This is a genomic window from Rhodococcus sp. BH5, from assembly GCF_027583855.1.
In the GTDB taxonomy this organism is placed as follows: domain Bacteria; phylum Actinomycetota; class Actinomycetes; order Mycobacteriales; family Mycobacteriaceae; genus Rhodococcus_F; species Rhodococcus_F qingshengii.
The window spans coordinates 391042-412883 of record NZ_JAJHVW010000002.1 but is presented as its reverse complement, the minus strand read 5'-3'; the positions used below and the strand labels follow the sequence as shown (position 1 = coordinate 412883).

The 21842-nt window shown below is 62.5% G+C and carries 20 protein-coding genes; 13 read left to right on the top strand and 7 right to left on the bottom strand.

Going from position 1 to position 21842, the window contains the following annotated elements; all coding sequences use genetic code 11:
• Positions 1 to 38: 38 nt before the first annotated feature.
• Entirely contained in the window at positions 39 to 1754 is a 1716-nt protein-coding gene (locus RhoBH5_RS08260) for a glycerol-3-phosphate dehydrogenase/oxidase (RefSeq protein WP_065351284.1), read from the top strand.
• A gap of 67 nt (positions 1755 to 1821) precedes the next feature.
• Here RhoBH5_RS08260 and RhoBH5_RS08255 read toward each other — a convergent pair whose 3' ends face one another.
• Genes RhoBH5_RS08255 through RhoBH5_RS08240 form a run of 4 tightly spaced genes read right to left on the bottom strand, consistent with a single transcriptional unit; the run spans position 1822 to position 4998 of the window.
• Positions 1822 to 3099: a sensor histidine kinase gene (locus RhoBH5_RS08255; RefSeq protein WP_270008149.1), complete on the bottom strand. Its 1278-nt coding sequence runs from the start codon at positions 3097 to 3099 to the stop codon at positions 1822 to 1824.
• Positions 3096 to 3773 carry a response regulator transcription factor gene (locus tag RhoBH5_RS08250; protein ID WP_003939990.1) on the bottom strand — a complete coding sequence of 226 codons (678 nt, stop codon included), beginning with the start codon at positions 3771 to 3773 and terminating at the stop codon, positions 3096 to 3098. Before RhoBH5_RS08250 ends, RhoBH5_RS08255 begins: the two co-directional genes overlap by 4 nt.
• Before the next feature lie 12 nt (positions 3774 to 3785).
• Positions 3786 to 4349 carry a hypothetical protein gene (locus RhoBH5_RS08245; RefSeq protein WP_054781865.1) on the bottom strand — a complete coding sequence of 188 codons (564 nt, stop codon included), beginning with the start codon at positions 4347 to 4349 and terminating at the stop codon, positions 3786 to 3788.
• Complete coding sequence (locus RhoBH5_RS08240; RefSeq protein ID WP_233272331.1) at positions 4342 to 4998, bottom strand: hypothetical protein; 657 nt, start codon at positions 4996 to 4998, stop codon at positions 4342 to 4344. The genes RhoBH5_RS08245 and RhoBH5_RS08240 overlap by 8 nt, the downstream gene beginning before the upstream one ends.
• 253 nt (positions 4999 to 5251) lie before the next feature.
• On the opposite strand from RhoBH5_RS08240, the gene RhoBH5_RS08235 reads away from it, so the two are divergent.
• The 7 genes from RhoBH5_RS08235 (at position 5252) to RhoBH5_RS08205 (ending at position 12832) form a co-directional block, all read left to right on the top strand.
• On the top strand, positions 5252 to 5818 hold the full coding sequence (locus RhoBH5_RS08235) for a hypothetical protein (protein ID WP_042451198.1): 567 nt from the start codon (positions 5252 to 5254) through the stop codon (positions 5816 to 5818).
• A 63-nt stretch (positions 5819 to 5881) separates the two neighbouring features.
• The gene (locus RhoBH5_RS08230) at positions 5882 to 6343 is read left to right on the top strand and encodes a hypothetical protein (protein ID WP_003940038.1); all 462 of its coding nucleotides are present in this window, start codon (positions 5882 to 5884) and stop codon (positions 6341 to 6343) included.
• Between the two features lie 236 nt (positions 6344 to 6579).
• Positions 6580 to 7503: a thiamine pyrophosphate-dependent dehydrogenase E1 component subunit alpha gene (locus RhoBH5_RS08225; protein WP_051649553.1), complete on the top strand. Its 924-nt coding sequence runs from the start codon at positions 6580 to 6582 to the stop codon at positions 7501 to 7503.
• Between the two features lie 10 nt (positions 7504 to 7513).
• Positions 7514 to 8563, top strand: a complete 1050-nt coding sequence (locus RhoBH5_RS08220) for an alpha-ketoacid dehydrogenase subunit beta (RefSeq protein ID WP_070385568.1) — start codon at positions 7514 to 7516, stop codon at positions 8561 to 8563.
• Positions 8564 to 8565: 2 nt separating this feature from the next.
• Entirely contained in the window at positions 8566 to 10083 is a 1518-nt protein-coding gene (locus RhoBH5_RS08215; protein ID WP_270008148.1) for a 2-oxo acid dehydrogenase subunit E2, read from the top strand.
• Positions 10084 to 10089: 6 nt separating this feature from the next.
• A complete protein-coding gene (lpdA, locus tag RhoBH5_RS08210; protein WP_151098121.1) occupies positions 10090 to 11487 on the top strand; it encodes a dihydrolipoyl dehydrogenase in 1398 nt (465 codons plus the stop codon).
• Positions 11488 to 11593: 106 nt separating this feature from the next.
• Positions 11594 to 12832: a helix-turn-helix domain-containing protein gene (locus RhoBH5_RS08205; RefSeq protein ID WP_270008147.1), complete on the top strand. Its 1239-nt coding sequence runs from the start codon at positions 11594 to 11596 to the stop codon at positions 12830 to 12832.
• A 10-nt stretch (positions 12833 to 12842) separates the two neighbouring features.
• Here the strand turns inward: RhoBH5_RS08205 and RhoBH5_RS08200 are convergent, their stop codons facing one another.
• Positions 12843 to 14054 (bottom strand): low temperature requirement protein A, encoded by a 1212-nt coding sequence (locus RhoBH5_RS08200; RefSeq protein ID WP_030535378.1) that lies wholly within the window; start codon positions 14052 to 14054, stop codon positions 12843 to 12845.
• Between the two features lie 124 nt (positions 14055 to 14178).
• Here RhoBH5_RS08200 and RhoBH5_RS08195 point away from each other — a divergent pair, with 124 nt between their 5' ends.
• From RhoBH5_RS08195 to RhoBH5_RS08180, 4 genes are all read left to right on the top strand, one after another.
• The gene (locus RhoBH5_RS08195; RefSeq protein WP_270008146.1) at positions 14179 to 14949 is read left to right on the top strand and encodes a helix-turn-helix transcriptional regulator; all 771 of its coding nucleotides are present in this window, start codon (positions 14179 to 14181) and stop codon (positions 14947 to 14949) included.
• A gap of 94 nt (positions 14950 to 15043) precedes the next feature.
• Entirely contained in the window at positions 15044 to 16210 is a 1167-nt protein-coding gene (locus tag RhoBH5_RS08190) for an LLM class flavin-dependent oxidoreductase (protein WP_007733459.1), read from the top strand.
• Positions 16211 to 16259: 49 nt separating this feature from the next.
• Positions 16260 to 16709: a flavin reductase family protein gene (locus tag RhoBH5_RS08185; RefSeq protein ID WP_007733458.1), complete on the top strand. Its 450-nt coding sequence runs from the start codon at positions 16260 to 16262 to the stop codon at positions 16707 to 16709.
• 11 nt (positions 16710 to 16720) lie between these two features.
• Positions 16721 to 17011, top strand: a complete 291-nt coding sequence (locus RhoBH5_RS08180; RefSeq protein ID WP_042451185.1) for a hypothetical protein — start codon at positions 16721 to 16723, stop codon at positions 17009 to 17011.
• Positions 17012 to 17020: 9 nt separating this feature from the next.
• Here the strand turns inward: RhoBH5_RS08180 and RhoBH5_RS08175 are convergent, their stop codons facing one another.
• On the bottom strand, positions 17021 to 19438 hold the full coding sequence (locus RhoBH5_RS08175; protein WP_007733454.1) for a lysylphosphatidylglycerol synthase transmembrane domain-containing protein: 2418 nt from the start codon (positions 19436 to 19438) through the stop codon (positions 17021 to 17023).
• Positions 19439 to 19648: 210 nt separating this feature from the next.
• Between RhoBH5_RS08175 and ppk2 the strand changes: the two genes are divergently transcribed.
• Positions 19649 to 20614, top strand: a complete 966-nt coding sequence (ppk2, locus tag RhoBH5_RS08170) for a polyphosphate kinase 2 (protein ID WP_003940295.1) — start codon at positions 19649 to 19651, stop codon at positions 20612 to 20614.
• Between the two features lie 13 nt (positions 20615 to 20627).
• On the opposite strand, the gene mgrA is transcribed toward ppk2, so the two are convergent.
• Positions 20628 to 21659, bottom strand: coding sequence for an L-glyceraldehyde 3-phosphate reductase (gene mgrA, locus RhoBH5_RS08165; RefSeq protein WP_270008145.1), 1032 nt, complete (start codon positions 21657 to 21659; stop codon positions 20628 to 20630).
• Positions 21660 to 21842 lie beyond the last annotated feature (183 nt).

The window sequence follows — 21842 nt, the reverse complement described above, 5'->3', positions numbered from 1 at the left end:
CCCATTTCTACCTATTTTCAAGTGAAGGAACAGTTTTCATGAGCACAGCACAAGCATTGAGTCCGTCCTCGCGGGCGGAGTCGCTGAAGAAGTTGGAAGAAACCGAACTCGACGTCCTCGTTATCGGCGGTGGCGTGGTCGGAGCGGGTAGCGCGCTCGACGCCGCAACTCGCGGTCTGAAGGTGGGCTTGGTGGAGGCTCGCGACTTCGCGTCCGGAACCTCGAGCAGGTCGAGCAAGCTGTTCCACGGCGGACTGCGTTACCTCGAGCAGTTCAATTTTGCGCTCGTGTTCGAGGCACTGCGTGAGCGGTCGTTGGTTCTGAATTCGCTGTGCCCGCATCTCGCGAAGCCGGTGCCGTTCATCTACCCACTCGAGAAGTTGATCGACCGGCCGTACGTCGGTCTGGGCATCGGCGTCTACGACGTGATGGGCGCAGGCCGCGGGGTTCCCTCACACCACAAGCATGTGGGCAAGAAGAAGACTCTCGAATCGTTCCCGTCCGGAAAGCGCTCTGCTATCCGGGGTTCGGTCAAGTTCTACGAGGGTCAGGTAGATGACGCCCGCCACACGATGATGCTGGCGCGCACAGCAGCCGAATACGGCGCACTGTGCGTGAACAGCACCCGCGTAATCGGCTTTCTCCGTGAGGAGGACCGCGTAGTCGGGGTGAAGGCCGTGGATCTGGAAACGGGTCGCGCGTTCGAGATCCGTGCTCGTCAGGTCATCAACGCCGCCGGGGTCTGGACCGACGAGATCCAGGAAATGGTCGGTGGGCGAGGGCAATTCCAGGTTCGCGCTTCGAAAGGTGTGCACCTGGTCGTCCCGCGAAACCGCATCAACTCCTCTACCGGAATCATCACGCGGACCGAGAAGAGTCTGCTGTTCGTGATCCCGTGGGGAAGCCACTGGATCATCGGTACGACGGACACCGACTGGAACCTCGACCTCGCCCATCCGGCAGCGAGCCGAAGCGATATCGACTACATCCTCGGACATGTCAACAAGCTCCTTCAGGACGAGTTGACGCACGAGGACGTCGTCGGTGTGTACGCGGGGTTGCGTCCGTTGCTGTTCGGCGAATCAGATTCGACCAGCACTCTCTCGCGTGAGCATGCGGTGTCGAGTCCGGTCCGAGGTTTGACGGTGGTCGCCGGTGGCAAGTACACCACTTACCGCGTGATGGCCAAGGACGCTGTCGATTCCGCGGTGCACGGATTGGAACAGAAGGTGCCGAAGTCCTGCACTGAGCGTATCCAACTTGTGGGTGCCGACGGCTACTTTGCCGCGCACAACAATCGGCATCTCACCGCTGAGCGCACGGGACTGCACGTTTCGACTATCGAGCACCTACTGGGTCGGTACGGCACTCTGGCTGACGAGTTGTTCGAACTCGTCGAGGCGCGACCGGAACTGGGGCAGCCGTTGGACTCCGCCCCCGAGTACCTCAAGGCGGAGATCCACTACGCTGCGAGCCATGAGGGTGCACAGCATCTCGACGACATCCTTACCCGTCGTACCCGCATCTCCATCGAGGTTACCGATCGCGGCGACGCGGCAGCAGCGGAAGTAGCCGAACTGGTTGCGCCGGTGCTGGGTTGGACTCCCGAGCACATTGCCGAGGAGATCGAACACTACCGGTTGCGTGTTGCAGCCGAGCGGGAATCTCAGGAGCAGCCCGATGACCTGACCGCTGATGCGGCGCGCCTTGGTGCACCGGACGTTCGCACCGGAGTCGCTGTCGGACAGGTTTGAGTCCGAGACACCACCAATGATCGGCCGGGACCCTGTGTCCCGGCCGATCGACCGAACTGCCTCGGTGTCAATCGAACTCGTCTGCCGAACATTCGGGGAGGTCGATCGTCACCACCGCGCCCCCGTTCGGATGGTTCGCGAAGTCGATACGAGCGCCGATGACCGCCGCTTGTCCCACTACGATCGTCAAGCCGAGGCCCAGGCCCGAGTTCGGGCCGCGTTCGACGGAGTTGGTCTGAAATCTCTTCGGCCCCTGGCGAAGCCACTCTTCAGTGAACCCGACGCCCCGATCCCGGACCGTGATGCGGGAGTGGTCGACGTGGACATTGATCGGCGACTTTCCGTGATTGCGAGCATTCAAGATCAGGTTGGCGATGATCCGCTCCAGTCTGCGCGCGTCGGTGTACGACACGGGGGTGCCGTGAACACTCACTTCACACTCGACTCCTGTGGTGGAAATCGCGTGACGCACCACCGGCGCCAGTTCCACCGATTGGATGTCAGCCTGCTCGGAGGTGGTGTCGAGGCGTGCCACTTCGATGACGTCCTCGGCGAGCCTCCTGAGTTTATGGACGCCGTCGCGCACCAATTCGGTTGGCCTACCGGGTGGCAGGAGCTCTGCGGCGCCGACCAGTCCGGAGATGGGTGTTCTGAGATCGTGCGCGATGTTGGCTGTCACGCGCTTCTCGGCGTCCAATTGTCCCCGTAGAGCATCGGACATCGCGTCGACCGCATCCGCCAGCTCGGTGATCTCGTCGTCGAAAAGCGACCAGGTGACCGAGCGGACGCGGATGTCCGCTCCGGTAGACACTTTGCGAGCCGCACGGGCGGCCGAGCGCAATCGATACGACATCGCGAGTCCAAGCAGCACACCCAGGACGCCACCCGCTGCGATCACTGCGATGGTGGCGTTGCGAAGTGTCCGATCGACGCTGGCGATCGATTCCCGCTGCGCGGTGTACGGGACGCGAATCGCCACCACCTGAGTGTTGACGTCGGCAGCAGCCCAGACAAATGGCTGGTCCCCGCTGTCGACAAGGTAGGTGGCACGTTTGCCGCCCACCACGGCCTGACGCAACTCTTCCGGAACGTCGAGACCATCTGTGGTGGCGCGGAACAGCGCACGCATGCTGCCCGTTTCGTCCTGCAGCACTAGTTGGAGATTGCGATCAGCTGCCGCCCGCGCTGCATCCTCTTGGTTGTGTGAAAAGGTTTGATGCATCACGGTACTGAGCGTGATCGAGGCGACGGCGATCACGAACGTGATGGCCGCCGCGATCTTCCACTGAAACGACAACCGCCTCCCGGTGGACGGGAGCTTGGCGGCGAGATCCCGCGATCTCACCGATGGTTGTCCATCGTGTAGCCGAACCCCCGGACGGTCCGGATCTGTTCGGAGCCGATCTTCGTGCGCAATCGCTGAACGTGAACGTCGACGATGCGCGTATCGCCGCCCCAGTCGTAATCCCAGACGTCCGAGAGCAGTTCGGAGCGAGACCAGACTTTGCGCGGCACACTCACCATGACCAGGAGCAGCTTCATTTCGGTGGGCGTGAGAGCCACTTCGGCGCCCGAACGCGTGACGGTCACCAACTCGCGATCGATCTCCAGATCGCCGAGAGTCACGATGTCTTTCTCCGTACCGGAATGGGATTCGACCCGCCGGAGCACACTTCGGATACGGGCCACCAGGACACCGCTGTCGAAGGGCTTGGTGACGTAGTCGTCGGCACCGGCTTCCAATCCGAGAACGATGTCGACCGGGTCGTCGCGCGCGGACAGCATGATGACCGGCACCGACAGTTCCTCACGAATGCGCCGGCACAGGCTGATTCCGTTCAGGTCGGGAAGCATCACGTCGAGGACGGCGATATCCGGCTTGGCGTCGACCGCCATATCCATTCCGGTCAACCCACCCGATGCGGTGATCACCCGAAACCCGTTGCGTTCGAGATTCAATTGCGTTGCTTCGCGGATGACAGCGTCGTCTTCGACCAGCAAAATCAACGGATCGGTCATCGGCCTTCGCTTTCATGGGAACGGAACACTCTCAAACCCTTCACCGGTCCACTTGTATGCAGTCGACGATTGACAGAACTCCGGAATGCCGGGGTCTTTGCACAGGTCGACCATAACCGACAATCCTCCGGTTGAGCCGACGACGTAGCGTCCTGGGTCTTGCACTCCGAAGACTTTGTGAGCGCCCGATTCGTCGATCTGGTAGACGAATCCGGCGACCATGAAGCTGACCGGTGGGGCCGGTCGTCCCCAGATGCCGACAGACTCGCAGGTGAAGACATTGACGACGGCATCTTGCCAAACGGCGCCTGTCACGGGGGAGTACCGGATTTCGTAGGGGAAGTTCGCATCACCGCACAGTCGGAGACTGTCCTTGACCGCATCGGACACTTCCGGGTCTGCTCTGAGGAGGGCAACAGGATCGATGCTCAAGCCCTGTGAGAGATCCGAGGGGTCGAGTGATGCTGCGATATTCGGAGTGGGTTCTGATTCAGGCTCGGTGGAACAGGAGGCGAGAGCAAACGCGACCGGCAGGCAAACACCGGCGAGCATCGCGCGGCGACGGCGATCAATCACGGATGAACTCCATTCCATCCCAGTAGAACTCGGTCCGAAGCGGTGGACGGGGGCAACATTCGAACTCCGGTGGCCGCGGATCCGTTTCCAGGACAGACAAACTCGCGGCGCGTTGACCGCTGACGATGAACTTTCCGCGCTCTTCGACGGAGAACAGGCGCTCACCCAGTTCGGGATCGTCTTCACTCGAACCGGCCTTGCCGCTGCGGTAGACGTAGCCGGCAAGGTTGACCGAAATCGACACTCCGGTCCCGGGTTGGTGGGCCGGTTGGCACGGATACACATTCATGACGACGAGTTCGGTCTCCGGCACGATACGCGGTGCGCCTGGATCGAGAAGGATGGACCCGACCGAGATCGGATACCAGTCAGGGCACGACCGAAGTTCTGTCTTCACTCCCTCGGACACCCCAGGATCGTCGAGGAGCGCCCGGCCCAACCTCGAGTTTTCGGCAACCCGTCTGGCCAGGTCTGCAGGTTGTGTGACGGGCAACCCGGTGGAAGCGACATCGCCTTCGATCACAACGCCCTGGGTGGACGCGCAGCCGGTGATCACGGACGCTCCGAGGGTTGCTGCCGCGAGCGCTGTACCGAACAGGCTGCGAGTACGGTCTGATCGACCGCCGCAGATGTCACTCCGATACAACACGTTCCCCTCCCCGGCCGCTGCGAACCCTCTCATCGGCATGTGCGTTTTCATACGATCACAGGTGATCTCGATATCGGAGTTTTGCCACCCACCGTTACGTAATCGTATGAATGTCAGGACCGTCGAGAGTTGGTACGCGACCGACGGAATTCTGTTACGAAACCGATGGAATCAGGCTCCTAGAGTGAGTCACGTCGGTGTTCACCGCTTGGGCGGAACGAGCTGATCCGCGTATCGAGGAGTGTGAGAGCAAATGCCTGAACTATTGCTGACCAACAAGACTCGGCGTCTGCGAGTGCTGCTCGCCGTACTGACGATCGGGGTGGTGTGCGCGATGACAGGGTGTTCGAGTGATGACAACAGCGCTCCAGGAGACGAACCGACGACTACATCGGTGGTTGCGGCGTCTACGACCCCACCGCCGCTGACCGCAGCGACCACTTCGGAGACAGTCGAAGGCTCGAACTCGGTGGGCGGCGGTACGGACGCTTCCACCCCCGGAGTCCCGGCGGGCGGAGCAGCGCCGGCCTGGACCCCGGTCTCGACCAGCGCGGTTGCCCCTGCGGCCCCTGGTCCGGCTACCGAGTCGACCAAGTGCACCGATCAGATCAACTATGTGGGTGACCCTCGTTCGAATGCGGAGATCAACAGCATCGGAGAGCAGATGGGTTCGTGCCCGGCGCCGCTCCCGCCCGATGCCGTCGAGCCCTCCGAGAAGTGCACCGACCAGATCAACTACGGCGCTGACCCTCGTTCCAACGCCGAGATCAACATCATCGGGGAACAAACCGGGATCTGCCCCGAGCCGATACGCCCCTAGCGACTTCAAAACCTGAGCAGTAGTCGGGAATTCGACCAAGAGCCGAAGCAGGGGGAGATCGGAATGACAAGCAGGGCAGGTGGACGTTCGATCGACAGTGTTGCCGACGATGCGTCCCGAGGGGATCGGGACGCGATTGCAGAACTCCTTCAACGCATCGTGCCTCTGGTGACGCGGCGCTGTCGTGCCGAACTGCGACCGCTCGACGCTGATCGTATTGCCGTCGGTATCTGCCGATCCGTCCTGTCCGACATTCGGCGACGTAGACGTGCCGGAGAAGCGTTCCTCGCGCACCTGTACGACGCGATCAGTCGCGAAATCGATTCGCTACCCGCCTCCAGTCGACTCACTCTGCCCTTCGGTGATCTGTCGGCCGCAGAACGCAACGTCTTGGTAGCTCGCATCGTTGTCGGCTTCGACGTGCGCGAGACGGCGCTGTCACTGAGAACGACAACGAGCGCCGTCGAACTCGCCCAACACCGCGCGCTGGCCAAGATCAGACGCGGCAGCCTGAGCGGCGCCTGAATCAACGCTCGAAAGTCAACAGCTGCAACCCTTCGCAACTCCCGGCAACCTCACGCAACTCTTTCCCTTCGCCCGTGACCTACACGACACTGCATGGCGACGAGTGATCGAGAACGAGGAGTGTGTCTGTGGTTCAACGGACGGCGCAGAAGCCGACAACCCCAGGATCGAAAAGGACCGGCGCCAAGCCTCATTCAGGGCTGGACCGGGATGCATTGCTGAAGGCGTACGAGAAGATGTCGCGCATCCGTGCGTTCGAGGATCGACTGCACGAAGAGAATGCAACCGGTGACATCCCCGGCTTCATTCACCTCTACTCGGGCCAGGAAGCCATCGCGGTGGGAGTGTGCGAGAACCTGAGCGACGCCGACTACATCGGATCCACTCACCGCGGTCACGGGCACTGCATCGCCAAGGGCTGCGATCTGAACGGCATGATGGCCGAGATCTTCGGCAAGGACGACGGCCTGTGTCGCGGTAAGGGCGGCTCGATGCACATCGCCGACCTGTCCGTGGGAATGCTCGGCGCCAACGCGATTGTCGGCGGAGCCCCGTCGTTGGCGATCGGCGCTGCACTGAGTGGCAAGACGCTTCGAAACGGTGTCATCGCTGCGTCGTTCACGGGAGACGGTGGATCCAACCAGGGAACCGTCTTCGAGGCGATGAACATGGCTGTGGTGCTGGATCTTCCGATCGTCTTCGTGATCGAGAACAACGGATTCGGTGAAGCAACAGGAACCGACTACGCGGTGGGCGCACCCGACATCGCCGCCCGCGCTGCATCCTTCGGAATGCCTGCCGTCAAGGTGGACGGCACCGACTTCTTCGCGGTCTACGACGCGATGGCGGAAGCATCGGAGCGCGCCAGGACCGGCGGTGGCCCCACCACGATCGAGGCGGCGGCATTCCGTTGGCACGGCCACTTCGAGGGTGACGCGCAGCTGTACCGCACGGCGGAACAGGTTGCGCAACTACGGGAAACCAAGGATCCGCTCAAGAATTTCCGTAGCAGCGTGGATGTGAAGAAGGTCAGCACCGCTGATCTGGACGCGGTGGACGAGCAGTCGCGAGTGCTGGTGGACGAGGCGGTAGCGAAGGCGCGTGCCGCGGCGTATCCACCCGTCGAGAATCTGCTGACCGATGTCTACGTGTCGTACTGAGGAGCCCGAGATGACAAGCGTGGAAGCCGAGAACGTGTCGAAGAAGACCTACCGCGAGGCCGTCAAAGAGGCCATCGCCCAAGAAATGCAACGCGACCCGAGCGTCGTTCTCATCGGTGAGGACGTACGGGGTGGGCATGCCGGTACCAATCCCGATCTGGAGACGAAGAAGATCGAGGCATTTGGCGGTGTCCTGGGTGTCACCAAGGGATTGTGGACGGAGTTCGGATCGGAGCGTGTAATCGATACCCCGATCACCGAATCCGCGATCATCGGAATGGCTGCCGGAGCCGCACTGACCGGACTGAGGCCGGTCGCCGAGCTGATGTTCATGGACTTCTTCGGAGTCTCCTACGACGCGCTCTACAACCAGGCTGCCAAGTTCCGCTACATGTTCGGTGGCAAGGCCAGAACCCCGCTGGTGGTGCGAGGCATGATCGGCGCAGGCTTCTCCGCCGCTGCGCAGCACTCTCAGTCTCCGTACAACGTATTTGCCGCGGTGCCTGGCCTGAAAGTGGTCGCGCCGTCCAACGCCTACGACGCCAAAGGCCTACTCATCCAGGCCATCCGGGACGACGATCCCGTTGTGTTCTGCGAGCACAAGGTGCTCTACGACCTCAAGGGCGAGGTGCCGGACGAGCCGTACGCGATTCCGTTCGGTGTCGCCAACTACACCAGGCAGGGCGACGACGTCACGATCATCGCGTTGTCCGCAATGGTGAACCGCGCCAACGACGTAGCAGACAAGCTGGCCGCCGAGGGTATTTCGGTCGAGGTTGTCGATCCTCGTACCGTCTCACCATTGGACGAGGACGGCATCCTCGAATCCGTCGCATCGACCGGTCGCGTCGTGATCGTCGACGAATCCGCCGCCCGCTGCGGTTTCGGGCACGACGTGGCCGCGCTGATCGCCACCAAGGGATTCAACTACCTGAAAGCGCCGATCGAACTGATCACGCCGCCACATACTCCGGTTCCGTTCTCACCGACCCTCGAAACTGCCTGGCTGCCTGACGCGGCGCGCATCGAAGAGTCGGTTCGCAAGCTGGTGAGAGCCTGATCATGGCTGACATCAAAGCTATCGACATCCCCAAATGGGGGCTCTCCATGGAGGAGGGGTTGGTCAACGCGTGGCTCATCGAGGAAGGTGACTCGTTCACCAAGGGCCAGTTGATCTGTGAGATCGAGACCAGCAAGATCACCAACGAGCTGGAGGCGCCGTTCGACGGTGTTCTCCGCAAGATCGTCGGCACACCGGGGCAGACTCTGCCCGTCGGTGCCGTGATCGGTGTGTCCGCCGATGCGTCCACGACGGATGCGGAGATCGAGCAGTTCCTCGCCGCTCGCGGCGCAACCGCGCCGGCGGAAGAGCCGGCACCGTCACCAGCTGCTGCGCCGGCGGCTCCCGTGACACCTGCGGCTACACCGGCTGCGAAGGTGGTTGTTGCAGCGAAACCTGCACCAACCGGTTCCACCGTCGTACCGAGTGTTCTGCAGGGCACGACGCAGAGCGACGTGTTTGCGAGTCCTCGCGCACTCCGACGTGCCGAATCGCTCGGAATCGATCTCGCCGCCGTAGTGGGTACCGGTCCCCTCGGGCGGATCAGTGTCCGCGACATCGACGACGCGATTCGTGACGCCGGTGGCACTGTTGCGCCGGTAGTGCCGGCCGCGAGATCCGGCCTCCCGCTGCGATCGACCGCCGACGACAGTGCCGTGCCTGCCACCCCGGTCGCACGCAGAACTGCCCGATCACTGGGCGTCAACCTGCATGACTGTCGTCCGACGGATTCGCGGGGGCGCGTCTGCGTCGCCGATGTGCACGACGCCGCTCGTTCCGCGCAGCTCCTGCCCGAGGCGGCGGCTGAGACGGGAACCATTGCCGTCGAACCCGAGTACGACACAATTCCGTTCACGCCCATGCGATCGGCAATCGCGGGCAGGTTGCAGGCGTCCAAGCAGCAGGCTCCCCATTTCCGGCTCACGGCGGATCTCGAGCTCGATGCGCTCCTCGCTCTGCGCAAGGAGATCAATTCGACTGTCCCGGCGGTCAAGCTGTCGGTCAACGACTTCATCGTGAAGGCCTGCGCGGCTGCACTGATGAAGGTGCCGGACGTGAACGTCCAGTTCGATGCCGCGAACGACTCGGTTCTTCGATTCGCGTCGGCGGATGTCTCGGTGGCAGTTGCACTTCCGACCGGGCTGATCACGCCCATCGTGCGTAGCGCGAATACCAAGTCGTTGGCGGACATCTCGGGTGAGGTGCTCTCGTTGGCCACCAAGGCGAAGACCGGCAAACTTCGTCCCGAAGAATTCCAGGGCGGAACCTTCACGGTGTCCAACCTCGGCATGTTCGGGATCAAGGCATTCGACGCGATCATCAATCCGCCCCAGGGAGCGATCCTTGCCGTAGGTGCGGGGGAGAAGCGCGCGGTGGTGGTCGGTGACAGTGTTTCTGCCCGGACCGTGATGACCGTGACCCTCTCGTGCGATCACCGGGTTATCGACGGAGCCCTGGGTGCGACCTTCCTTCGGGAGCTCCAGCGCTTTGTCGCTTCTCCCGCGCTGATGTTGGTGTAAGGGGCTGTGGTGGAAAACAATACGTCGCATAAGTACGACGTTCTTGTCATCGGTGGCGGCCCCGGTGGTTACGTGGCGGCGATCCGGGCTGCCCAGTTGGGGTTGAGCGTCGCGCTGGTAGAACGTGATCGCCTCGGAGGTATCTGCCTCAACTGGGGTTGTATCCCCACCAAGGCGATGCTGCACGGCGCGGACGTCGCGCATACCTTGAGTGAACTCGACACATACGGATTCAGTTCGGCGTCTGTCCAGTTCGACATCTCGAAGTTGGTGTCGTTCAGCCGAGGGGTTTCGGAGAGGTTGTCCGGCGGTGTTGCCTATCTGATGAAGAAGAACGGCGTCGACGCCATCTCAGGCGCCGCGAAGTTGGTGGACAAAGGCGTCGTATCCGTGGGAGGACAGACGTATCGAGCCGACCACGTGATCATTGCAACCGGTGCCCGGCCGCGTTCGATTCCCGGCGTTGCCCCCGACGGTGATCGGGTATGGACCTACTTCGACGCGCTCGTCCCGAAGGAACTGCCGAAGTCGCTGCTCGTGATCGGGTCCGGCGCGATCGGAGTCGAATTCGCCAGCCTGTACCGCGATCTCGGAACCGAGGTGACCATCGTCGAGATGGCACCACACATCATGCCGGTCGAGGACGAAGAGATCTCGGCCTTCGTTCGCAAGCAGTTCGAGAAGCGTGGCATCACGATTCACACCGGAGCCTCGGTGTCGGCGGTGACCGTCGGCGACGACGCCGTCCAGGTGAATGTGCAGACGAGCGACGGTGTCGAGTCGTTGACCGTGGACCGGGTGTTGGTGGCGGCCGGAATCACCGGCAACGTCGAGGATCTGGGGTTGGAGGCTCTGGGCGTCGAGATCGAGCGCGGTGCGATCGTCACCGACCAGTGGTGCCGTACCAGCGCTTTCGGGATCTATGCGATCGGTGACGTCGCGGGCGCTCCATGTCTGGCGCACAAGGCAAGCCACGAAGCTGTCCTGTGCGTCGAAAAGTTGGCAGGCGTGCCCGACGTTCATCCGCTCGATCGCGACTACGTTCCGGGGTGCACGTATGCCCGCCCACAGGTGGCGAGCCTGGGTCTGACGGAGAAGCAGTGCGCCGGTACTGGTCGCGCGCTGCGGGTCGGACACTTCGACCTGCAGGCGAACGGCAAGGCACTGGCGATCGGCGAGGCCGAAGGCTTCGTCAAGACGATCTTCGACGCCGATACCGGGGAACTTCTCGGCGCGCACATGGTCGGTCCGGATGTGACCGAGCAGATTCAGGGTTTCGGTATCGCTCGATCCCTCGAAGCCACCGGCGAGGATCTCGCCGAGGTCGTGTTTGCTCATCCGACGCTCTCGGAGGCAATGCACGAGTCTGTGCTCTCGGCGCTGGGGAGACCCCTCAACGCGTGAGCACCGTTCGCGTGCGTGAACGCCGTCCTTTCGTTCACGCACGCGAACAACTCTGCAACCGGGTGCAACGCTCGCTTTCGATGACCCCGTCACATAGGACTGGAGTGTGATCGGCGAAACGAATCGACTCGAACCGGCCCTGGCCAGTGGTGAAGACCCGGCGCAGTACGCACGTGTTCTCGAATCCGTGTACGAAGCAACGATGTCGGGACGCAAGCCGCCTGCGCGTCCGCGCTCCGTCATCGCGAATTCGTGGTCGCGTTTGCGTGCGCTCGGACTCGATCCGGACCGGTGCTCGATCACCGAGACGGGCCGCGAATCCGAGATCGAAGAAGGCAGACGCGCAGCCGGCATGGCGGAGATCTTCGACGAGGCGGTGCACGGTCTGGCACCACTCGTCGGCCCGGACGACGCGAATCTGATCGTGGTGGCGGACCGCTACGGACGTATCCTCTGGCGACACGGGTCCAGTCGAATGTTGGATCGGGCCGAACGGCTCGGGATGATCGAGGGTGCGTCGTGGACCGAGGAAGCTGTTGGTACCAACGGGATCGGCACTTCCTTGGCATCAGGTTCGGCAGTGCAGGTGTTCTCGGCCGAGCACTACTCGCGCTCGCAGCATCCGTGGACCTGCTCCGGGGCGACGGTTCGAGATCCGCGTAGTCGCCGGGCCATCGCCGTCGTGAACGTCGCCGGCGCAGCAGACACGGTCCACCCGTCGACTCTCGCTCTGGTGGACAGTGTGGCCAGGCTGGCGGAATCCGCACTGCGGGAGAAGCATCGAATCGGATTGGATCAGCTCCGGATGATCTCGGCATCGACGCTGGCTCGCGCGAGTCAGCCGACTGTGGTCGTGGACCGCAGTGGCTGGGTCGCGGCGGTGGACTCGATGGCGCCGATCTACAGAATCGCACTGCCGAAAGTGATGAGCAGCGGCGAGCATTGGCTCCCGTCGCTCGGACTATGTGTGTGCGAGCCGCTTCCGGGTGGTTGGCTCGTCCGCCCACAGATGGATCCGGCGTCCGGAACGGTTTGTGCCGAAGTCGAATTGGATGTGCAAGATCCGAATGCGATGGAATTGCGGTACTCCTCGGCAATGGGGAGCTGGAGCATCGACCTCAGCCCGCGCCATTCGCAGATCCTCGTGGCTCTGACACAGGCGCCCGAGGGCCTCACGGCCTCGCAGCTCGCCTCACAGTTGTTCGGCGATCCGCGCAAGACGGTGACCGTCCGGGCCGAGATGTCGAGGTTGCGTAAGCGATTGGCCGGAATCCTGTTGGCTCAGCCCTATCGCTTCGACCCGGCGGTGAGGGTAAAAACCGCCCCTGCTGTGCGCCTTTATTAACCGCGGGGGGTTAATAAAGGCGCACAGCAGAGCGGCGCGAACGCCGCACCTGCGCGTACTCGTAGCCGTTCTGCCAGGTCACGGTGGCCACCAGAACCCAGATGATCCACGTGGCGCTCATGTGCGTGCCGACGATGCCCATGACGATGGGGACGGCGGTGCACGGGAGCGCCCAGCCGAGCAGCCACCGTCGGTCCGATCGCGCGAACAGCCCTGCCACCAGGCTGATTCCGAAATAGACTGCGATGCTTCCGCACAACAACCACCGCAGGTTCGCGGGCGTGTGCTCCGCACCGTGTTCGGTTGCCGCTCCGAGCCCCGCGACCAGAACCGCGATAGCGCCGGTGGTGAAACAGTGCAGCGCCATGTCGATGCGAGCGGGAAACTTCTCGGGCTGCAGGTGCGGAACACCGGCGTGGCCGTAGAGAAGCGAGAGTGCCCACATGCCCGAGAGCAGGACAAACGATCCGACTGCGAGGCTGACCACCGTCGAGTCCCAGGTGAGCTTCGAGGCCGCAGAAATCACGAGGATCACACCCTCGCCCAGCACGATGATGACGTACAGGCCCAAGCGCTCGGCAAGGTGAGCCCGATCGGAGTGCAGGGCTTCGAGTTCGGGCATCCGGTCGTCCTTGAACCCCCGAACCTTGATGATGCGGTCGAGCTTTTCCTGCGCGTCTTCCATGATCGCGCTGCCGGAGACGACGAACATGATCAGCAGGTCGATGGTCACACCGGCGGTCCAGAGCCAGAACCGAGTTTCGCCCTCGAACCAGAACGAGACGATCCACGGGATCACACCGAGAGACATCTGGGCGATCGGCCAGTCCACGACTATCTGGCCGTTGTGCCACACCCGACTCGCCAGCAGACGTACGGCCACGTAGGCGACAGCGAAGGCCAGCGCATGGTTGTCGTGGATGCCGGCCACGGCCGCCATCATGACGGCCAGTCCGAACATGGCGATCAGCATGCTCGGGATCCGGACACGGTCACCAGCAACGTTGCCGTACATCGTGAACGTCGCCCACGCGGTCCAGAACGCGAGATAGAGCAACGCGTAGAGCGCGACATCCGACCACGACGGCGAACCGTGGAGCAGGTGAGCCAGCTGACCGATACCGGCAACCACGACGAGGTCGAAGAACAATTCGATCCATGACGCGTGTCGCTCGAGCACCGCCTTCTGCTTCGAGTCTGGTTCATTTCCGAGTTCCGACATACAGCTCAGTATCGGCTATCGGCATCAACAGTGCTGGTAGGCGGCGAAGTTGTCCGTTCTCTCGAAGTAATGCATATGCTGTCCGATGAGTGATCTGGATCATAGTTCGGGTGAGGTGGTAGACGTGCACGGTAGCGGTGACGTCGCTCTGTCCGCTGCGGACTACGACCGTGTCTTCGCTGTCTTCGACTACTGCTCGGCCGCGAGAACGCTCGATCAGCTCAAGGATCTCCTCATGGTCGCGCTCCATGATCACTACCGCTGTCCCAACACCACCTTCCTTGCCGGCCCGACCTTCACGACGGCTTTCGCCGACCCGGATCCGGTGACGACCGGGCGGATCACGCCGATCCTCGACGAGTACCAAGCGCACTGGTACCTCGACGACGTTTTTGCGACGGCGCAATCGCGGGCAACGCTGTTGGCATCTCCCGCCATCACGCACACTCAGTTGGCCGACGTCCCTTCACAGTCGGCGACGTACCTGCGAGATTTCCTCTATCGCAAACGCCTTCACAGCGCGTCGGTGATGCATCTCCAGTTGGCCCACGGCGGTCACGGTCTGGTGGGGATTTTCGATTCAGAAGGCAAGGATCTGTCGGGGCGCGACATCGTGGGCTTGGGCATTCTGGGCAAGCAATTGTCGCTGTTGTGTCAGACGCTGCCCGGGCAACGCGAGCCGGGATGGCGAGAGAAGCTGACGCCCCGGCAGATCGATCTCGCGGAGTTGTTGGCGGACGGCCATACCAACGACGAGATCGCGGTGATCCTGTCGCTGAGTCCGGACACGGTGAAGAAGTATGTAAGCCGCATCCTTGCTCTTCTGCGCGTTCGCAACCGTGCCGAGTTCGTGAAGTTGGTCTACGCGCAGAAACTTGCCGATCAACGCGCTTGAGATTGTCCACTTTCGTGCACTGTGACCGCGGTCACGGCACGGATAGCGTTTTCGGTGCACGGCCAGGAGTTGGCCCACAGCACTAGGAGAACTCATGAGTAGGCTTCGTTTCGGGTATTTCATGGCACCGTTCCACGTCCCCGGACGCAATCCCACCGCCGCACTGCAGCGTGATCTCGAACTGGTCGAGTACCTCGACCGGTTGGGCTACGACGAGGCGTGGTTCGGTGAGCATCACTCTGCCGGAAGCGAGATCATCGCGTCGCCGGAAATCATGATCGCTGCAGCCTCGCAGCGCGCACCTCGGATTCGTTTCGGCACGGGTGTCACGTCGTTGTCGTATCACAACCCGCTGTGGGCAGCGGATCGAATCATGCAGTTGGATCACCTGACTCAGGGGCGCACCATCTTCGGAGTCGGGCCCGGTTCGTTGCCCACCGACTCGGCGATGATCGGTCTGAACCCGACGGACACCCGAGAGTTGTTGCAGGAGAACCTCGACATCGTCGTGCGCCTTCTTCGTGGCGAGACGGTTTCCGCGAAGACACGAACCCACGAGCTGTACGACGCCAAGCTGCAGCTCGCTCCGTACTCGGAGAACGGCATCGAAATCACCGTGGCCGCAGTGGCCTCCCCGACAGGACCTCGCCTGGCCGGTACGCACGGTCTCGGTCTGCTCTCCATCGGAGCAACCTTGTCCGCCGACGGTTTCGACGCCTTGGCGCACCACTGGAATGTGATGGAGGAACGCGCTGAGGTCAACGGGACGACGGTGGATCGTCGGCAGTGGTCTCTTGCCGGACCTTTCCACATCGCCGAAACCGAGGCGGAAGCACGCAAGCAGGTCGAGTACGGCATCGAGGAGTGGTTCGACTATTTCCAGCACGTCGCGGCCTTCCCTCAGATGGCGGTCTCCGGTGCGCGTCTGAGCGAGATGATCGACTTCATCAACGAGGCCGGGATCGGTGTCATCGGCACACCGGAGCAGGCCAGACGTCAGGTACAACGGCTGTGGGACCAGTCCGGTGGTTTCGGCTGCATGCTGCAGATGGGTCACGATTGGGCGAACCCGCAGGACACCCGACGTTCGGCAGAGTTGTTCGCGCAGGAGGTCTTTCCGCACTTCCAAGGGCAGGCGCAGGCGACGCTCGACGCGGCAGCTCACGCGCGCGCTGTCAGGGAAGGGCATGCAAAGGCGCAACTCGACGCCGTCGACCACATGACGAAGAAGTACGCACAAGAGTTGGCAGACAAGGGCTGACATCGTGAATGTCCCACAGGGCAACCGGGCGTTGCGTTTTCGAGAAGCCATGGCGCACGTGTGCTCACCGGTCGCCGTCGTCACGGCAATGGACGGCGACCGGCCGCACGGCACGACGGTCAGCGCATTCATGTCGTTGTCGATGGACCCGCCGATGACCGCGGTGGCTCTGGATCGACAGTCGGAAGTTCTCGGCCTCATCGAAGGAACGCGGAGGTTCGCGATCAATGTCCTCGGGACCGCGCAAAGCTCACTGGCGGTTGCCTTTGCGAGGAAGGGCCGTGCGAAGTTCGACGGTGTCGAGTGGGCGGAGCATCTCGGTGTTCCGAGACTGCCGGACGTATCCATCTGGATCGCGTGCACCGTTGATGCCGTCGTGGACGGTGGTGATCACAAGATCGTGACAGGATCGGTGGACGAGGTCGAGCACCGCGAGTCGAATCCACTGACCTACCACCGGCGTGTATTCGGTACGCACGCACCGACGTCAGTGCTCTAGGAAGGAGAGCCATGTATGTACTGGTGGACGACGGCCGCGTCAGCATCCACGATGTGGACAACCTGAAGGCCTTTCACGTCGAGGTGAGTGCCGACATCTCCGAAGCCGAACTGGACGAACTCTTGCGCCTTCAGGATTACGGATACGTCAGCGGTGGTAGTGCATTCATCTCGGTAGCCCGCGTTCGCGAGAGCACCACGGACGTCGAAGGTGTTGCCGCGATGGTCGACTACGCCCAGAGCAAAGGCTGGGTGGACGAGGACGGCGAAGCACTGCAGGCTCACGTCGTTCGCCAAAAGTAGCGGAACGGCTCAGACCATGTCGTTCTTCTGCAGCCACCGCAGTGTCGGCCAACCGCAGAACACCGGGAGCCAGCAGGTCAGCACTCGGTAGAGCAGGACCGACGGGACCGCGATACTTGCCGGCAGTCCGAATGCGGACAGACCACCGATGAGGGCGGCCTCGACGGCTCCGACGCCACCCGGTGTCGGAGCCGCCGAGGCGAGCGTCCCACCGATCATCGTCACGATGGTGACGGTGATGAACGTCGTTCCGCCGCCGAATGCTTCGACGCTCGCCCACAGAGCCAGGGCGGCACCGAGAGTTGTTGCGGCGCTGCCGCCCACGATGATGAGGAAGCGCGTGGGATTTCGCGCGAGTTGGCTCAGTTCACCCAACACCTCAGTGATCTGAGGACGCAGATCGTCGCGCAGCCACCCACGGAGTTTCGGGATGAACATGAATGCACCGAGAACTCCGAGCGCGACGCCGCCCGCCAGGTACAGAACAGTGGATCCCGGGATGAAGTGCGAGAGGTTCGTATCACGTCCGGCGACGATCGAGAAGAAGATCAGCAAGCCGACGTGGGTGACCACCTGGACCGTCTGTTGCAGCGCGACTGCGGCCGTTGCGCGGACGGTACCGAGCCCGCCCTTCTGCAGGAACCGCACGCTCAGCGCGAGCCCGCCGACTCCGGCCGGAGTTGTCGTCGCCGCGAAGGTGTTGGCCACCTGCATGATCAAGAGGTTGCGGTAACTGACCATCGACGACGCACAGGCCCACAGGGCCGCAGCCGCGCCGACGTACGTCAGTGCGGAGACGCCGAGGCCGAGCAGTGCCCACCACCAGTTGGCCGTCTTCAGCTCGGTGATGAACGCGGGGACCTGGCTGATGAAGGGATAGGCGACGTAGACCAGACCGATGAGCAGAACGAGCTGGATCAGCTGGTTGCGACTGAATCGGGTGACCTGTGCGGGAGCGACCTTTTCGATCCCGTTCTTGGCACCGACCTCGTCTCGGATCTCGGTCATCAGTTTCGCGGAATCCGTGACCGTCCGCCGAATTCGGTTGGGCAATGCAGCGGTGGTCAATCGGCCGGAGGCGGCGAGAATCGTGTCTGCGCCTTGCGCTCGAATCGCGGCGTCCACCGCTGCATCGACCCCGAACAATGATGCGGTGGCGAAGAGAAGTTGTGCGTTGTCGGACTGCATCTGAACTTCGGTGGCGCCGAATTCGGAGTACGCGTACCCGCCGAAGAGGATGGTTCCGCCTTCGACACGAATTTCGGAAGCGCGCAGGTCGCCGTGCGCCATCTGGTGCACGTGAGCGGTATGCAGTGTTTGCCACAGCGCGTCGATCAGTTTGGTGGATTCTTCCTCGCCCGCCTGGTTCTCGACGGCGACGGCAAGGGGGATGCCACGAGGACTCGGGCGCGCGTACATCTCCCACCCGCGATCGAGTACCGAGATTGCGACGGCCTTGGAACTGGCCAGACCGATGTCGGCGAAAGCGATACCCATGAGCGCTCGGTGTTCGACGGCGCGACGAAGTGATCCGTAGGGCGGCGGAGTTTCACGGTTCCGGAACGAGATCCAACGGAACGTCTGTCGAATTGCTCCGCTGCTTCGCTGGTTCTGTCCGTACAACTCGACGACGAGTTCGTCGAAAGGTTCGTCGTCCGGTGCTTGATCGATGGCTGCGGACATGACAAGAGGCCCGATTCCCGAGGGACTCACGACGCGGAACGCGGTGACGCGGTAACCGCGCCGCGCGAGTACGCGTACTGCCGAGTCCAACGGCACTTCGAGGGCAGGGGTGCCGACGGCGAGAACGATCACCGCGCCGATCAGGTAACCGACGGCGAGACCCAGCATCGATCGTGCGGGAACGATCGAGCTGACGATCAGATGGATGGGAGCGAAGAGCAGAAGCAGCGTCCACCAGGCTCGTCGCCACTTCTTCGGAAGCCACGGGCCCGAGACGGTGAGCACCGCCGCGAGCATCGCGATCCATCGCGGATCGTCGAGGAATTGAGACAGGAAGGTGGCATCGAGTCGGTCCGGCACGTCGAGGTGCCATTTCGGTGCCGCCAGGCCTGTTCCGGTGAAGGACAGCGCGACACCGGCGCACAGGCCGGCGGCGGCGTATCCGGCCAGCAACTTCCACCGGCGCCCGACGATCAGGCCGATCAGGATGGCGAACGGTAGCGCCAGAATTGCGATGCCGTAGAGCAGGTACACAGTGTCGGACAGGCTCGGCGAGAGAACACCGACGATGTTGGACACCGACGTTTCGAGGGCGTCCCACTGACTTCGAGTGATCAGAGATCCCGCGATCACGCCGCCGAGCAGCACAGCAGCGATCGCAACCCGCATGATGTCGCTCGTACGGCGGTGCAGTGGTGGCAGGAGGCTTCCCGTTACCGGGATCTCCCGTCCGTCTACTCGCATCTCGCCAGAACTCTCTTCTCTCGGGGTTACCGACCGTCTCAGTTACCTCGATCAAGGTACCGCGTGAGGGTTCGGCGACTGGGAAGCCGGACCTGTCGTTACCTCCTCGATGCCAAGCAACATTCTCTTCGGACCCGCGGGAGCGGGCTTCGGCGCGTAAAATTCACTTTCCGGACGTTCGTTCATTTCGACGACAGGGAGTGCGTATTCATGAGCCCCGACGCCAGCGGTGTGGACGGTCGGGTTCCTGACCTGCCGACCCCGTCGACCAGAATTTCCGTCACCGAGGATTACGCGGCCGAGATCGACGAGCTGTCGAGTCTCAAGCACAAGCTCGGCGTGCTGGAGCCTTCGGAGTTCGCGGATGCCTGGAAGCAGGGTTACCCCTACGAGAAGAAGATGTCGCGCCGCGAGTACGAGCGGAAGAAGCGGCGTCTGCAGATCGAGCTGCTCAAGCTGCAGTTGTGGGTCAAGGAAACCGGTCAGAAGGTGCTCATCATCTTCGAAGGTCGCGATGCTGCCGGTAAGGGCGGGTCGATCAAGAGATTCACCGAGCATCTCAATCCCCGTGGAGCCCGCGTGGTCGCGCTCGAGAAGCCCACCGACATCGAGCGGACGCAGTGGTATTTCCAACGCTATGTCGCACACCTACCCAGCGGCGGCGAGATAGTGATGATGGACCGGTCCTGGTACAACCGCGCCGGCGTCGAACGAGTGATGGGTTACTGCACGCCGACGCAGTATCTCGAGTTCATGAGAGAGACCCCGGACTTCGAGCGGATGCTCGTCAACTCCGGGATTCATCTGCACAAGCTGTGGTTCTCGGTCAGCCGCGAAGAGCAGTTGGCGCGGTTCGCGGCCCGCCGAACGGACCCGGTGCGTCAGTGGAAGCTCTCACCGACCGATCTGGCTTCGCTCGACAAGTGGGACGACTACACCCAGGCCAAGGAAGCCATGTTCTTCTACACCGATACCGGGGATGCGCCCTGGACGGTGATCAAGAGCAACGACAAGAAGCGCGCTCGCCTCGAGGCGATGCGTCACGTGCTCGCCAGCTTCGACTATCCCAACAAGGATCACCGGGCTGTCGGTACTCCGGATCCCTTGATCGTCGGGCCGGCGTCGGCCGTATTCGAAGAGGGCGAGCACGTGAACGTGGAGTTGCCTCAGCTCTAGCGCAGGTGATCGCTCAGATCGAACTGGCCTCTGCCCACAGATTGATGCCGCTGTCCTTGGCGTGCTGATCTATGGAGGCCAGTTCGGCTGCGCTGAATTCGAGATTGTCGAGCGCGCCGACGTTGGCTTCGAGTTGGGCGACACTGGACGCACCGATCAGTACCGAGGTGACCCGCGAATCGCGGAGTGCCCAGCTCAGTGCCAGCTGAGCCAGCGACTGGCCGCGGTCTGCCGCGATGTCGTTGAGCGCGCGGATGTGGGTGAGAGCGTCGTCGGTCAACCACGACGGATCCAGTGACTTACCTTGAGCTGCACGGGAATCCTCGGGGACGCCGTTCAGATAGCGATCGGTGAGCATGCCTTGAGCGAGTGGTGAGAACGCGATGACGCCGACGCCGAGTCCGTCGACAGCCGACAGCAGGTCCTGCTCTATCCAGCGGTTCAGCATCGAATAGCTCGGCTGGTGGATCAAGAGCGGAACCCCCGCAGCGGCGAGCAGTGCGGCGATTTCACGGGTGCGCTCCGGCGAGTACGAACTGATACCCGCGTACAGGGCCTTGCCCTGCTGGACAGCGCTGATCAGGGCGCCTGCGGTCTCGTCGATCGGAGTTTCGGCGTCAGGGCGATGGCTGTAGAAGATGTCGACATAGTCGACGCCGAGTCGTCCGAGCGACTGATCGAGGGACGACAGCAAATACTTGCGGGAACCACCGAATCCGTAGGGGCCGGGCCACATGTCCCAGCCGGCTTTGGACGAGATGACCAATTCCTCGCGGTACGAAGAGAAATCCTCACGCAGGATCCTGCCGAAGTTCGTCTCGGCGCTTCCGTACGGGGGACCGTAGTTGTTCGCAAGATCGAAGTGGGTGATTCCGAGATCGAATGCCCGCCGCAGAACTGCGCGCTGGTTCTCGATCGGTACGTCGTCGCCGAAGTTGTGCCAGAGGCCCAGCGAGATGGCCGGGAGTTTGAGACCGCTCCGACCGGTTCGGCGGTACGGCATGGCTTCGTAGCGGTCCTGCGCGGCGACGTACTGATCGGACATGGTGCCTGCCTTCACATCGTTGTGTTTGCGGTTGAGCGTTCACTCCCGACCATTATCGCCGACGGCGCTCAGGTGTGCCGGCCGCTGGAGGTGTGTCAGTCAAAATGCTTGCGGTTTAAAGCAATTCGATCGATCTTTTGGACCGATGTTCAGGTTCGAGTCACAGTGCCGGGCGGCGGTGAC